This window comes from Pseudomonas sp. MWU349 (assembly GCF_017947325.1).
GTDB lineage: Bacteria > Pseudomonadota > Gammaproteobacteria > Pseudomonadales > Pseudomonadaceae > Aquipseudomonas > Aquipseudomonas protegens.
Genome location: NZ_JAFEVP010000002.1, coordinates 199,339 through 212,560 on the forward strand (window position 1 = coordinate 199,339; position 13,222 = coordinate 212,560).

A 13,222-nucleotide genomic window follows, 5' to 3' on the forward strand; every position below is an offset into this window, starting at 1 on the left:
ATCACAATCGCCGCCACGCACCTATCCCCCTGACGCGCATGGAGCATAGTTAGTTGACCGGTGACAGCCTGATAAGAGACGAGAGGGGCTCAGAGGCCAAATTCGCACCCAATTAAGGGCTTTTTACTGAGCTGGCAGCTTTCCCGGGAAGCCGGCAGCGACAAACTGCCCGGGCACTCGTCAGTGCAAGCGCTTGCGGCACATCAATTGAGTCATCTTGGCCGTATCCGGCCGCTCGACAATACCCTTCTCGGTGACGATGGCATCGATCAGGTCCGCTGGCGTGACATCGAACAGCGGATTGAAGCCTTCTATCCCCTCCCCCATGCGCTTGCCCGCGATCTCCAGCAACTCCTCGCCCGCCCGCTCTGCCGAGGGAATGTCGTCACCGCTGGCAAGGCTCATGTCGATGCTCGAGCTGGGCGCCACCACCATGAAGCGCACGCCGTGGTGCATGGCATTGACCGCCAGCTGGTAAGTGCCGATCTGGCTCGCTACATCGCCATTGGCAGTGATGCGGTCCGCCCCTACCACGACCCAGGTCACGCCCTTGGTCTTCATGATGTGCGCGGCGGCGGCATCGACATTTACCGTTACCGGAATGCCTTCACTGGCCAGCTCCCAGGCGGTCAGGCGCGCGCCCTGCAACCAGGGCCGGGTTTCATCGGCGTAGACCCGCTCCACCATGCCTTCCAGCCAGGCTGCGCGAACCACACCCAGGGCCGTGCCGAAGCCACCGGTGGCCAGGGCGCCGGTATTGCTGTGAGTCAACAGGGCCTGGGGGTTGCCCTGATGCCGCCGGATCAGGTCCACCCCCAGCTGAGCCATGGTCAGGTTGGCTTCGCGATCGCTCTCATGAATGGCCAGGGCTTCAGCTTCCAGCGCTGCCAACGGGTCGGCATGTTCCCTGACCCGCTCCAGGCGCTCGCGCATGCGATTGAGCGCCCAGGACAGATTCACTGCCGCAGGAGCGGCATCCGCCAGCAAGGTGAAATCCTCTTCCAGCGACGCAAACCAGTCGCCCCCTGCGACAAATCGTCCTCGCGCCGCCAGAACCAGGCCGTAGGCAGCACAGATGCCAATGGCCGGCGCCCCACAGACCACCATCGAGCGAATCGCCTCGGCCACTCCTGCGGCGCTGTCATAGGCAACCCAGGATTCCTCGAAAGGCAAGGCCCGCTGATCGAGCAGGTACAGAGTGCTATCCCGCCATTCAATGGCCCTGACTTTCTCCGCAGCCAACAGACGATCGCGCATCCCTCACCCCGCACTCATGAACAAAAGCCGCCGATTATAGCGATCCCCCTGCCAGGACGCTCGGGTATACTTCGCCATCCTTTTATATAAAGCCCTGGACCGATATTCGATGCCGAACCGCGACATTGCGCTCGACCTGCTGCTGCTCCCGACCTGGCTGGTGCCGGTGGAGCCGGCCGGCGTCGTCCTCAGGGAACACGGCTTGGGCATTCGCGACGGGCACATCGTGTTCATCGGCCCACGCGCCGAGGCCTTGAAGTATCGCGCCACGCAAACCCGCGAACTGCCAGACACCCTGCTCACCCCGGGCCTGATCAACGCCCACGGGCATGCCGCCATGACCCTGTTTCGTGGCCTGGCCGATGACCTACCGCTGATGACCTGGCTGGAAAAGCACATCTGGCCCGCCGAAGCCAAGTGGGTGGATGAAGCCTTCGTCCGCGACGGCACCGACCTGGCCATCGCCGAGCAAATCAAAGGTGGCATCACCTGTTTCTCGGACATGTACTTCTTCCCGAAAGTTGCCAGTGAGCGGGTGCACAACAGCGGTATGCGAGCACAGGTCGCCATCCCCATTCTCGACTTCCCGATTCCCGGTGCCCACGATGCCGACGAAGCCATCCGCCAAGGCGTAGAGCTGTTCGGCGATCTCAAGCATCATCCGCGGATCAACATCACCTTCGGCCCTCATGCACCCTACACCGTTGGCGACGAGAACCTGGAAAAAATCCGGATCATTGCCGAAGAACTCGACGCAGCGATCCACATGCACGTGCATGAGACCGCCCACGAGGTGCAGCAATCCGTAGAACAGCACGGTGAGCGACCGCTGGCGCGCCTGGCTCGTCTGGGCCTGCTGGGACCGCGCTTCCAGGCCGTTCATATGACCCAAATCAGCGATGACGACCTGGCTTTACTGGTAGAAACCAACACCAGCGTCATTCACTGCCCGGAATCCAACCTGAAACTGGCCAGCGGCTTCTGCCCTGTAGAACGCCTGTGGCAGGCCGGAGTCAACGTGGCGGTAGGCACCGATGGCGCCGCCAGCAACAACGACCTGGACCTGCTGGGGGAAACCCGTACCGCCGCGCTGCTGGCCAAGGCCGTGGCCGGGTCGGCTACCGCCCTGGATGCCCATCGCGCACTGCGTATGGCTACCCTCAACGGCGCCAGGGCCATGGGCCTGGAAAGCCAAGTGGGCTCCCTGGAAATCGGCAAGGCCGCAGACCTGACAGCCTTCGACCTGTCCGGCCTGGCCCAGCAGCCGATCTACGACCCGGTGTCGCAACTGATCTACGCCACCGGCCGAGACTGCGTGAAACATGTATGGGTCGCCGGCAAGCAACTGCTGGATGACCGACGCCTGACCCGCCTGGACGAGCATCAGCTGGGCGCTACCGCCCGCGACTGGGCCCGGCGCATCAGCGGCCACCACCCATAACCCGGGCCTTGAGCGCAGGCTCGAGGCCCGACAGAGAATTTTCTAGCTTTGGAGCACTACCCATGAGCAACGTCGACCACGCTGAAATCGCCAAATTCGAAGCCCTGGCCCATCGCTGGTGGGACCGTGAAAGCGAGTTCAAGCCCCTGCACGACATCAACCCCCTGCGGGTCAACTGGATCGACGAACGGGTCGGCCTGGCGGGCAAGAAAGTCCTCGACGTGGGTTGCGGCGGCGGCATCCTCAGCGAAGCCATGGCCCAGCGCGGCGCCAGCGTGACCGGCATCGACATGGGCGAGGCCCCGCTGGCGGTGGCGCAACTGCACCAGCTGGAATCCGGCGTCAACGTCGAATACCGGCAGATCACCGCCGAGGCCCTGGCCGAGGAAATGCCCGAGCAGTTCGACGTGGTCACCTGCCTGGAAATGCTCGAGCACGTGCCGGACCCTTCGTCGGTGATCCGCGCCTGCTTCCGCATGGTCAAGCCCGGCGGCCAGGTGTTCTTCTCCACCATCAACCGCAACCCCAAGGCCTACCTGTTCGCCATCATCGGCGCTGAATACATCATGAAGCTGCTGCCACGCGGCACCCACGACTTCAAGAAATTCATCCGCCCATCCGAGCTTGGTGCCTGGAGCCGCTCTGCCGGCCTGACCGTCAAGGACATCATCGGCCTGACCTACAACCCGCTAACCAAGCACTACAAGCTGGCCCCGGACGTGGACGTCAACTACATGATCCAGACCCTGCGAGAGGAGTAAGACATGGCTATCAGAGCCGTTCTCTTCGACATGGATGGCACCCTGCTCGATACCGCTCCGGACTTCATCGCGGTGTGCCAGGGCATGCGCCGTGATCGCGGCCTGCCGCCCATCGCCGACCAGCACATTCGCGACGAAATCTCCGGCGGCGCCCGCGCCATGGTGGCGGTGACCTTCTCGATGGACCCCGAATCCCCGGGCTTCGAGGAACTGCGCCTGGAGTTTCTCGAGCGCTACCTCAAGCATTGCGCCGTGCACAGCAAGCTCTTCGACGGCATGGCCGAGCTGCTGGCAGATATCGAAAAGGCCCACCTGGTCTGGGGCGTGGTCACCAACAAGCCGCTGCGCTTCGCCGAGCCGATCATGCAGCAACTGGGGCTGGCCGAGCGCTCGGCACTACTGATCTGCCCTGACCACGTAAAGAACAGCAAGCCCGACCCCGAACCGCTGATCCTGGCCTGCAAGATGCTAGACCTGGCCCCGTCCAGCGTGCTGTTTGTCGGCGATGACCTGCGGGATATCGAATCCGGCCGCGATGCGGGCACCCGGACCGCTGCGGTGACCTATGGCTATATCCATCCGGACGACAACCCACGGCACTGGGGCGCCGACGTGGTGGTCAGTCACCCGCTGGAACTGCGCCAGGTTCTGGACAACGCGCTGTGCAGCTGCTGAGCAGCGGCATGCCCGGCTAAGCGCCGGGGACGATCCAATTTCTGTTGAGGCCTTTTATGTTTGATTATTCCGCTCGCCCAGAACTGCTCAAGGACCGGGTCATTCTGGTCACCGGCGCCGGTCGTGGCATCGGCGCCGCCGCCGCCAAGACCTTTGCCGCTCATGGCGCCACCGTGCTGCTGCTGGGCAAGACCGAAGCCAACCTGACCGAGGTCTACGACGCCATCGAGGCGGCCGGCCATCCGCAGCCGGCGGTCATCCCGTTCAACCTGGAAACCGCCCTGCCGCACCAGTACGACGAACTGGCGGCCATGATCGAAACCGAATTCGGCCACCTCGACGGCCTGTTGCACAACGCCTCGATCATCGGCCCACGCACGCCTCTGGAGCAGCTATCCGGCGAGAACTTCATGCGCGTGATGCAAGTCAACGTCAATGCCATGTTCATGCTTACCAGCACACTGCTGCCCCTGCTCAAGCTGTCCCAGGATGCCTCGGTGGTCTTCACCTCCAGCAGCGTTGGCCGCAAGGGCCGGGCTTACTGGGGCGCCTACGGCGTGTCGAAATTCGCCACCGAAGGCTTGATGCAGACCCTGGCCGACGAGTTGGACACCGTGGCTCCGGTGCGTGCCAACAGCATCAACCCAGGCGCCACTCGCACCAGCATGCGGGCCCAGGCCTACCCGGGAGAAAACCCCAGCAACAATCCGACCCCGGAAGAAATCATGCCGGTCTATCTATACCTGATGGGACCGGACAGCACCGGGATCAACGGTCAAGCCTTCGACGCGCAGTAACTCCCCCTCCCGTTCGTCGCGACGGAATACCGTCGCGACACCTCGGCAATGCCTACCCCGCGTAGGTTTCAAGCCAAACAAATGTCATTGTTGATGACAGCCTTTGTACGCCGAAATCCAACCTGCTGAATCCAAACAAGTTTTCTCAAGATGAACCGAATGGCACGAGTTTCGCTCTAACGACACTCAATACACAGTGCATTGACACTGTGGGAAACGGCTTGCGCTGAGGGCTTTATAGCCACAGGCGAGACGGCCTAAAATATGCGCGTTGTCCTACGGGACTGATGGAACAGTATGACGCGCAGCTCTGAGCCGCTCTCACCCAGGCAGTTAGACCGTACACAGTGCTCAGGGGGCTCAAGCTCAGATGAAAACACCGACCCAGACCAACGCAATTGACTTCGATAGCGCCAAATTGCAACGCCTGGGCTTTGGCCAGCAGTCGCCACTGATCAAACAGCCCATCAGCCTCGCCCAGTTGCGCCAGCAACTGGGCCTGCAACTGCAGACCAGCCTTGCACCGCAACGCATCCTGGGCCTGTTCTTTCGTGAAGTTCAGCGCCTGGTCCCCCTGGACGCCCTGCAGTACCAGCACACTCCGAGCGACCTGCGCCTGGAGTTCGGCCAGCGCGGCCATCACTCCATCAGCTACAGCCTGAGCCACGAAGGCGAACCGATGGGCGAGCTGGTCTTTCGCCGCAACCAGCGCTTCAGCGAATCAGAACAGGGCTCCCTGGAATCGCTGCTCTCGACCCTGCTGTACCCGATGCGCAATGCCCTGCTGTATCGCGCCGCCACTCGCAGCGCCCTGCGGGATCCGCTGACCGATACCGGTAATCGCATCGCCATGGACCAGACCCTGCAACGGGAAATCGAAATGGCCCGCCGCCACCTGCTGCCACTGTCACTGCTGATGCTGGACATCGATCACTTCAAGCGCATCAACGACAACCACGGCCACAGCGCCGGCGATCAAGTGCTCAAGGCCGTTGCCGCAGCCATCAAGGGGCAATTGCGCAATGTCGACATGGTGTTTCGCTTTGGCGGGGAAGAGTTCTTGATCCTGCTGTCCAACACTGGGCGCGAAGCCGCAGCGATGGTTGGCGAGCGTCTGCGCCATGCCGCCCAGGCCCAGGACTACCGGGCCGATGGTCAGCCGATCGAACTTACCGTAAGCCTGGGGTGTTCGACTCTGCTACCGGGAGAGTCCGCAGAAAGCCTGTTGCGACGCGCCGACAGCGCGCTGTACGTGGCCAAGCGCGAAGGGCGCAACCGCCTGGCAATGGCGGGCTGAGCACAAGGTTGCGCCCTGCCCCGTTGATGCACGGGCAACTTCATCAACCCATACGCCCAGCGTGCGCGGCAATCGAAGCGCCCGACATTCCCTGACTCAGCCTTCAGCCAGTGCCAGGCGCTCGCGGGTCACTGCAGTCTTTTCCTGCTGCATGCAGCGCTCCAGGAACAGGTACATATAGTCATAGCTCTTGCAGATGGCCTGACGCAGCTCGACCTGCAAGGCCTTGCTCGGGTTCAGCCCCGCCAGGGTGACGATGATTTCCAGCGCTTCCCAGGGGTGGGCGTCGTCGTACTGGGCATGCATCTTCAGCCACTTCATGGCACGTTTGCGATCCTCTTCCGGGAACGCCGCGGCATAGATGCCGTTGGAACACACCAGCGCCGACCACTCGCCCGTAGCTCCTTCGATGGCGTAGTTGGTGGCGGCAATGGCCACGATCAGGGAATCTGCAGAACTGGTATGCCAGCACCAATGGCTCAGGGCATGCAGCTCTGGCGGTACTTGCTGGGCCTGCAGGTCCTCCAGGGTCACGCCATGGGCCCGACTCCAGTGCACCCAGTAATCGGCATGATTGAGCTCGACCCGAATATTGCGCATCAGCCAACGACGCGCCATGTCTTCGCCGGGATGGCGGGCAAAACGGGTCTTGGTCAAGTTCTGCGCCATGTACAGGGCGAACTGTTCCACCACCGGCCAGCCGCCAATCAGATACTGACGCATGACTTTGGCACTGAGTTTGTTATCGCGCATCCGCTGGTAAAGCTCATGCTCCACGACGCGGCGCTTGCTCTCGCTGCAGTCCTGGATCAATTGCTGGGTCCAGGCGGGGTAACTGGCAGCTTCCATGAGCGGGCCGGTTCGGCTGAATGTGTCGATCACTGTCGGGCTCCTTTTGATTGTGATGTACGGATCCAAAAGAGGTTTCAACGGAACGTACCGGGCGCCTTGAACAACAGTGGCTGTGGCCTCACGGGGCGACACTGCAGGCTGTCACAGGTGAACAATTGCGGGCGTTCAATAATGTAGCCTTGAGCATAATCCACGCCGATCTCAAGCAATGCCTGCTCGATCTGCGGTGTTTCAACAAACTCGGCAATCGTGCGCTTACCCATGACATGCCCGATGTGGTTGATCACCTCGACCATGGCGCGGTTAATCGGGTCGTCCAGCATGTCCTTTACGAAACTTCCATCGATCTTGAGGAAGTCTACAGGCAAATGTTTGAGATAAGCGAACGACGACATTCCCGCACAAAAGTCATCCAGGGAAAAATGGCAGCCTAAGCCCTTGAGTTCATTTATGAAACGAATGGCACTGCCCAAATTGGCAATCGCACTGGTTTCAGTAATTTCAAAGCAGATCAACTTTGGTGGTACGCCATAGGCGACAAACTGCTCGCGCAGGAAGTCGAGAAACGCATCATCACCGATGGTGATACCCGACAGGTTGATGGCGCACATTGCCATGGGCCCTTCACGGCCTTCGGCAATGCATTGGGCAATGATCTTGAACACGTTCTGTACCACCCAGCGGTCCAGAGAGGTCATCAGGCCGTAGCGTTCCGCTGCCGGAATGAAGCTGTCCGGCAGAATCATGCGGCCCGCCTCGTCATGCAGGCGCAACAGAATCTCCACATGCCCGCCGCCACGCTCGACATGCCCCAGGGCGGTGATCTCCTGCGAATAGAGGCAGAAGCGGTTTTCCTCCAGCGCCATGTGCAGACGCTGGACCCAGGCCATCTCGCCAAAACGTAGCGAGAGCTCGGAATCGTCGGCATGGTAGACCTGCACCCGGTTGCGCCCCTTTTCCTTGGCCATGTAGCAGGCCATGTCCGCCGCTCTCAGCGAGGCTTCGAGGGTGGTCGGGGTCTGGGCGATGTGCACCAGGCCGATACTCACGGTGGTCACGAAGGGCCGGCCTTTCCAGACGAAATGCAGATTCTGTACGGTCTGGCGCAACCCCTCGGCAATCTTTTCCGCGGCCTCTGGCGAGCAATTCTCCAGGAGAATGCCGAATTCGTCCCCACCCAGCCGGGCCAGGGTGTCGCCTTCGCGCAGACCCGATTGCAGCAGCGCGCAGATATGCCGCAGCAACTCGTCCCCGGCGGCATGGCCGCAGGTGTCATTGACCAGCTTGAACTGATCCAGATCGAGGAACATCAGGGCATGCCGTGCCGGCTGACGGATCAGGCTGTGCAAGGCCTGCTCCAGGCGGAACTCGAACTCCCGGCGATTGGCCAGGCCAGTCAAGGCGTCATGGGTCGCCTGCCAGGAGAGATTGGCGATGTATTGCCGCTCCTGGGTCATGTCGTGCAGCACCAGCACCGTACCGCTGACCTTGCCGGCATTGCGGATCGGCGCTCCTACCAGGGTCACCGAGACCGTGCTGCCGTCCAGACGCTGGATCAGCTTGGAATGCTCGCTGCCGCCGCTGAGCTGACCGCTGAGGATGTGTTCGATGAGGGTGAAGCCGTCAGCCTGGGCGTTTTCATCCAGCAGGTTGAACAGGGCCGCCAGAGGCAGCCCCACCGCCTGCTCGGCCTTCCAGCGAGTCAGGTCCTCTGCCGCCGGGTTCATGTAGGCGATGGCACCTTCGACGTCGGTGGTGATCACCCCGTCACCGATGGATTGCAGGGTGATCTGCGCCCGCTCCTTTTCCAGTTGCAGCGCGTCGGCAAAGGCATGGCGCTGGGCCAGCAGTTTGTGCGTGCGCAGCAAGGCCAGGGCAATCAGCACCAGCGCGGTTGCCAGGTTGGTCACCAGCAACAGCCGCAAGATCACCCGCGACCCCTCGCCCAAGGCATCGCTGAAGGCCTTGGCAGCGGGAGTGACACCGTCATTGATGGCAAAAATCTGACTCTTCCAGCGCTGCACGTCGCCGTCGCTGGCGCTGTTGCTGCTGATCCTCTGATGCATCTCCCGGGCCACGGTATCCAGTTGCAACAGGTATCCGTCCCCCACGGTCCACAGATCGATGGCCTTTTCCAGGTAGCTGAAATGACGGAAGTTGAGGTACAGCCAGATCAGGCTGGAGACATCGTCCGGGTGGTTGCCACCCTTGAGAATGCCCAGGCGTGCGGCTTCCAGATCCGGTGGCTGGCGATCCAGGGCAACCCGCAACTCATGCCCGCCTTGGGGCACGGCAATTGCGTTCTGGTACTTGAGGAAAGTGCCTTCGTCGCGGCTGTCGGCATACAGATTGAGGTAGTAAATGGCGTCTTTCTGGCCCTTGGACCACAAGCTTTCACCTGCCACGTAGCCCCGTACCGCCGACAGTACGTACAGGCTGAGGCCGCCCAACAGCGCTTGAAATAACACCACGGCGATGAAGGGCCAGACGATGCCCAACAAGCGCGGCGTTGTGAAAGTCCGCTTTTGCTTCATGAGGGTCCTTGCTTGCGCACAGCCAAATGAACACCCAGTAGTTGCGCCTCAGACAGCACAGGTTAGGCCAATTTCCACAGAACCGGCGCAGGGCAGACCGCCGTTGACGCAGGCTGGCTGGAGAAACGGGCCGCCGCACTAAAGTCGAAACGGTTGTTCCACCAGGAAATTCAAGCACTAAGCACAGAAAGACGGATAAAACTCAAGGCTATCGAACCTGCTGCAAATGCCCGTACAGCTTGGCGTAAAGGCCGCCATCGGCAATCAGCTGCTGATGGTCGCCATCTTCGGCAATCTGCCCGCCATCGAACACCAAAACCCGGTCCGCCTGTTTTACCGCTGACAAACGATGGGCAATGATCAGCGTAGTCCGCCCACGCAGAAAACGCGTCAAGGTCTGGTGCAGGTTGTACTCGGTGGCGGCATCGAGGGCGGAAGTGGCCTCATCGAGGATCACCACCTTGGGCTCGGCCAGAACCATCCGCGCAATTGCCAAGCGCTGGCGCTGCCCCCCGGACAAACGCACGCCGGAACGCCCCACCACACTGTCCAACCCCTGCGGCAAGGCCCTGACGGTAGCGTCCAACTGGGCAATTTCCAGGGCCTGCCAGCAGGCTTCGTCACTGCGCTCGCGCCCCATGGCCAGGTTGGCGCGGATGGTGTCGTTGAACAACGCGGGGTGCTGCAACACCACCGCCACGTTTTCCCTTACCGTCTCCAGGCCGATTTCCTGCTGGGTCGCCCCCCCAAAGCGGATCACCCCGGTCTGCGGGGTGTACAACCCCAGCAGCAATTGCACCAGGGTGCTCTTGCCGCCACCGCTGGCACCGACAATGGCCACCTTTTCACCAGGAGCGATGGACAGGTCCATATTGTCCAGCACACGCTCGTCGCCGTAGCCGAAGCTCAAGCCCCGGACCTCGATGCCAACGGTCTCGCGCCCCACGAACGGGTCCGCACCCGGGCCGTACTGGGGCTCGTCAGCCCGCGCCAGCAGCTCGTTGATCCGGGTCAGCGCGCCGCCCGCGGCGTAGTAGGCGTATTGCAGGTTCAGCAACTGCTCCACCGGCCCGATCATGAACCACAGGTAACTGAATACCGCCAGCATCTGGCCAATGGACAGGTCAGAGAACAACACGGTCAGCATCGCCGCCGCACGGAAGATATCGATGCCGAACTGGAACAGCAGCCCGCTGGCGCGGCCCGAGGCATCGCTTTTCCACTGCGAGGCCACAGCGTAGTCCCGCACCTCCTCGGCACGCCGCGCCAGGCGCCCGAGAAAGTAGCCCTGGCGATTGCTCGCGCGGATTTCCTGAATAGCCTCCAGGGTCTCGGTCAAGGCCTGGGTAAAGCGCGAGGTGCTGTCGTTTTCCAGCTTCTTCAGGTGCTTGACCCGCTTGCCCAACTGCACCGTGGCGAAGATCACCAGCGGGTTGAACAGCAGGATCAGCAAGGCCAGCTTCCAGTGCATCCACATCAGGATGCCCGCCGTGCCCACCAGGGTCAGCATGGCCACCAGGAAGCGGCTGAGGGTCTCGCCGACGAACTTGTCCACCGTGTCCAGGTCGGTGACCAGGTGGGTGGTGACCGTACCGCCACCCAGGCTTTCGTATTCCCCCAGGGAAATGCGCTTGAGCCGCTCGATCAGCCGCACGCGGATGCGGTAGACGATGTCCTTGGCCAGCCCGGCAAACAGCCGCGCCTGGACCACGTTGAACACCAGCGCCGAGCAGCGCAGGATCAGCGTCACCATGAGCATCAGGCCGATATAGCCAGCGGCACTCTGCCATCCCTGGGGCAGGAAGCGGTTCATCACCTGCAGAGCGGCATCGCCGTGCCCCAGCAGCACCTCATCCACCAGCAAGGGCAACAGCAGCGGAATCGGCACGCTGCACAGGGTCGCCAGCACGGCGACGCCGTTGGCGATCCACAGAGATTTCTTGTGCTCAAGAGCCAGGCGACGGATATGCGCCCAGCTCAGGCGATCGATCGGCTTAGCGCTGACGCTTGAATCCACCGGCTCAGGCACAGGAGGCGCGCTCCAGCCAGCGCCCCAACAGAGGGGACAGCTCGCTCAGCGGCTGATAGCCGTTGGTCAGCAATGCCAACTGGCCATTACGCTCGGCCAGCAAGGTGGGAAAGCCGGCGATTCCCAGGTCCTGGACCCAGGTGAAGTCCGCCGCGGTAGCTACATGCTGCTCGGCCCGGTCGAAGGCCTCGGCGAATTCGATGCGCGGCACCCCGGCCCGCTCTGCCAGCTCCACCAGCACACTGGCCAGGGTGACATCCCGGCCTTCGACGTAGAACGCCTGCTGGATCAGCCCCAGCAGGGTCCAGGCGCAGTCCGCCGCCAGGCCACGGGCAGTGACGATGGCCCGACAGGCCGGTTCGGTGTCATAGACGAAGCCATCGGGCAAGGCGCCCTCGAAGCCGAACGGTTGGCCGGTGGCCTGGTGCACCGCCTGCCAATGCTCAAGGATGTAGCGCCGGGTATTGGGCTCCAGGGCCGCACCGCTACCGGTACGCAAGCCCCCCACCACCAGGTGCACCTCGACCCCGGCGGCCCGGGCCTGCTCCGCCAGGGCCTGGGCCACGGGCGCAAAGCCCCAGCACCATGAACACATCGGGTCCATCACATAGAGCAGGCGGGCAGACATGGCTCAAGCCTCGGAAGAAGATTGCTTGTAGTTGTAACCAATCGGGTGCGGCATGTTGCGAGCCTTGGCCAATTCGATCTGCTTCTGCCGGTCGATGGCACTGCGGCGGGTCTTCTCGCTCAGCTTGTCCCAGCAGTGCGGGCAACTGATACCGGGCACATAGTGCTCGGATGCACGATCCTCGACGCTCACCGGAGTACGGCAGGCATGACATTGATCGTAGTCGCCTTCGCTCAGGTCGTGGCGCACGGTGACCCGGTTATCGAACACGAAGCAGTCGCCCTGCCATTTGCTCTCTTGCTGCGGTACCTCTTCGAGGTACTTGAGGATCCCGCCCTTGAGGTGGAACACCTCCTCGAAGCCTTCGCTGAGCATATAGCTCGACGCCTTCTCGCAACGGATGCCGCCGGTGCAGAACATCGCCACCTTCTTGTGCTTGCTCGGGTCGAAGTGGGCTTTGATGTAGTCCGGGAACTCGCGGAAGCTGGTGGTCTTGGGGTCGATGGCGCCTTCGAAGGTGCCAATGGACACTTCATAGTCGTTGCGGGTATCGATCAGCAGCACTTCCGGATCGCTGATCAGGGCGTTCCAGTCCTGTGGCTCGACGTAGGTCCCGACCTTCTTGTTGGGATCGACGCCGGGCACGCCCAGGGTAACGATCTCTTTCTTGAGCTTGACCTTGGTGCGGTAGAACGGCTGCTCGTCGCAGTAGGATTCCTTGTGATCGATATCCACCATGCGCGGGTCGTTCTTCAGCCAGGCCAGCAGCCCGTCGATGCCTTCGCGGCTGCCGGAAACCGTGCCGTTGATGCCTTCTTCGGCGATCAGCAAGGTGCCCTTGATGCCGTTGTCGAGCATTGCCTGCAACAGCGGCTCACGCAGGTTGACGTAATCTTCGAGGGTGACGAACTTGTACAGTGCCGCCACGACAATAGGTTGTGCCATGGGTAA

General features: G+C 62.0%; 11 protein-coding genes. 5 read left to right on the forward strand and 6 right to left on the reverse strand.

Features of this window, described 5'->3' with window-relative positions; translation table 11 throughout:
* Positions 1-180: 180 nt before the first annotated feature.
* Entirely contained in the window at positions 181-1,257 is a 1,077-nt protein-coding gene (gene mtnA, locus KCG88_RS08050) for an S-methyl-5-thioribose-1-phosphate isomerase (protein ID WP_047337495.1), read from the reverse strand.
* 109 nt (positions 1,258-1,366) lie between these two features.
* On the opposite strand from mtnA, the gene KCG88_RS08055 reads away from it, so the two are divergent.
* The 5 genes from KCG88_RS08055 to KCG88_RS08075 all read left to right on the forward strand — a co-directional run bounded on the left by KCG88_RS08055 (position 1,367) and on the right by KCG88_RS08075 (position 6,228).
* Positions 1,367-2,698 carry a TRZ/ATZ family hydrolase gene (locus tag KCG88_RS08055; protein ID WP_047288319.1) on the forward strand — a complete coding sequence of 444 codons (1,332 nt, stop codon included), beginning with the start codon at positions 1,367-1,369 and terminating at the stop codon, positions 2,696-2,698.
* Between the two features lie 62 nt (positions 2,699-2,760).
* A complete protein-coding gene (ubiG, locus tag KCG88_RS08060) occupies positions 2,761-3,459 on the forward strand; it encodes a bifunctional 2-polyprenyl-6-hydroxyphenol methylase/3-demethylubiquinol 3-O-methyltransferase UbiG (RefSeq protein WP_047288322.1) in 699 nt (232 codons plus the stop codon).
* 3 nt (positions 3,460-3,462) lie between these two features.
* Positions 3,463-4,134, forward strand: a complete 672-nt coding sequence (gene mupP, locus KCG88_RS08065) for an N-acetylmuramic acid 6-phosphate phosphatase MupP (protein WP_011062589.1) — start codon at positions 3,463-3,465, stop codon at positions 4,132-4,134.
* Between the two features lie 56 nt (positions 4,135-4,190).
* The gene (locus tag KCG88_RS08070) at positions 4,191-4,931 is read left to right on the forward strand and encodes a YciK family oxidoreductase (protein ID WP_015636577.1); all 741 of its coding nucleotides are present in this window, start codon (positions 4,191-4,193) and stop codon (positions 4,929-4,931) included.
* A 370-nt stretch (positions 4,932-5,301) separates the two neighbouring features.
* Positions 5,302-6,228 (forward strand): GGDEF domain-containing protein, encoded by a 927-nt coding sequence (locus tag KCG88_RS08075; protein WP_210712199.1) that lies wholly within the window; start codon positions 5,302-5,304, stop codon positions 6,226-6,228.
* Between the two features lie 96 nt (positions 6,229-6,324).
* Here the strand turns inward: KCG88_RS08075 and KCG88_RS08080 are convergent, their stop codons facing one another.
* The 5 genes from KCG88_RS08080 to KCG88_RS08100 form a co-directional block, all read right to left on the reverse strand.
* Entirely contained in the window at positions 6,325-7,110 is a 786-nt protein-coding gene (locus KCG88_RS08080; RefSeq protein ID WP_015636578.1) for an iron-containing redox enzyme family protein, read from the reverse strand.
* Between the two features lie 44 nt (positions 7,111-7,154).
* The gene (locus KCG88_RS08085; protein WP_047288328.1) at positions 7,155-9,614 is read right to left on the reverse strand and encodes an EAL domain-containing protein; all 2,460 of its coding nucleotides are present in this window, start codon (positions 9,612-9,614) and stop codon (positions 7,155-7,157) included.
* 208 nt (positions 9,615-9,822) lie between these two features.
* Positions 9,823-11,604 carry an ABC transporter ATP-binding protein gene (locus KCG88_RS08090; protein WP_210712432.1) on the reverse strand — a complete coding sequence of 594 codons (1,782 nt, stop codon included), beginning with the start codon at positions 11,602-11,604 and terminating at the stop codon, positions 9,823-9,825.
* A gap of 31 nt (positions 11,605-11,635) precedes the next feature.
* Positions 11,636-12,238, reverse strand: coding sequence for a DsbA family protein (locus tag KCG88_RS08095; RefSeq protein WP_210712433.1), 603 nt, complete (start codon positions 12,236-12,238; stop codon positions 11,636-11,638).
* Between the two features lie 36 nt (positions 12,239-12,274).
* Complete coding sequence (locus KCG88_RS08100; protein ID WP_047288333.1) at positions 12,275-13,216, reverse strand: rhodanese-related sulfurtransferase; 942 nt, start codon at positions 13,214-13,216, stop codon at positions 12,275-12,277.
* Between the last annotated feature and the right edge of the window lie 6 nt (positions 13,217-13,222).

Coding starts and splice junctions, on each gene's coding strand:
- KCG88_RS08075 (WP_210712199.1), top strand. CDS start 5,302: ATGAAAACACCGACCCAGACCAACGCAATTGACTTCGATAGCGCCAAA.
- KCG88_RS08085 (WP_047288328.1), bottom strand. CDS start 9,614: ATGAAGCAAAAGCGGACTTTCACAACGCCGCGCTTGTTGGGCATCGTC.
- KCG88_RS08100 (WP_047288333.1), bottom strand. CDS start 13,216: ATGGCACAACCTATTGTCGTGGCGGCACTGTACAAGTTCGTCACCCTC.
- mupP (WP_011062589.1), top strand. CDS start 3,463: ATGGCTATCAGAGCCGTTCTCTTCGACATGGATGGCACCCTGCTCGAT.
- KCG88_RS08095 (WP_210712433.1), bottom strand. CDS start 12,238: ATGTGTTCATGGTGCTGGGGCTTTGCGCCCGTGGCCCAGGCCCTGGCG.
- ubiG (WP_047288322.1), top strand. CDS start 2,761: ATGAGCAACGTCGACCACGCTGAAATCGCCAAATTCGAAGCCCTGGCC.
- KCG88_RS08070 (WP_015636577.1), top strand. CDS start 4,191: ATGTTTGATTATTCCGCTCGCCCAGAACTGCTCAAGGACCGGGTCATT.
- KCG88_RS08055 (WP_047288319.1), top strand. CDS start 1,367: ATGCCGAACCGCGACATTGCGCTCGACCTGCTGCTGCTCCCGACCTGG.
- mtnA (WP_047337495.1), bottom strand. CDS start 1,257: ATGCGCGATCGTCTGTTGGCTGCGGAGAAAGTCAGGGCCATTGAATGG.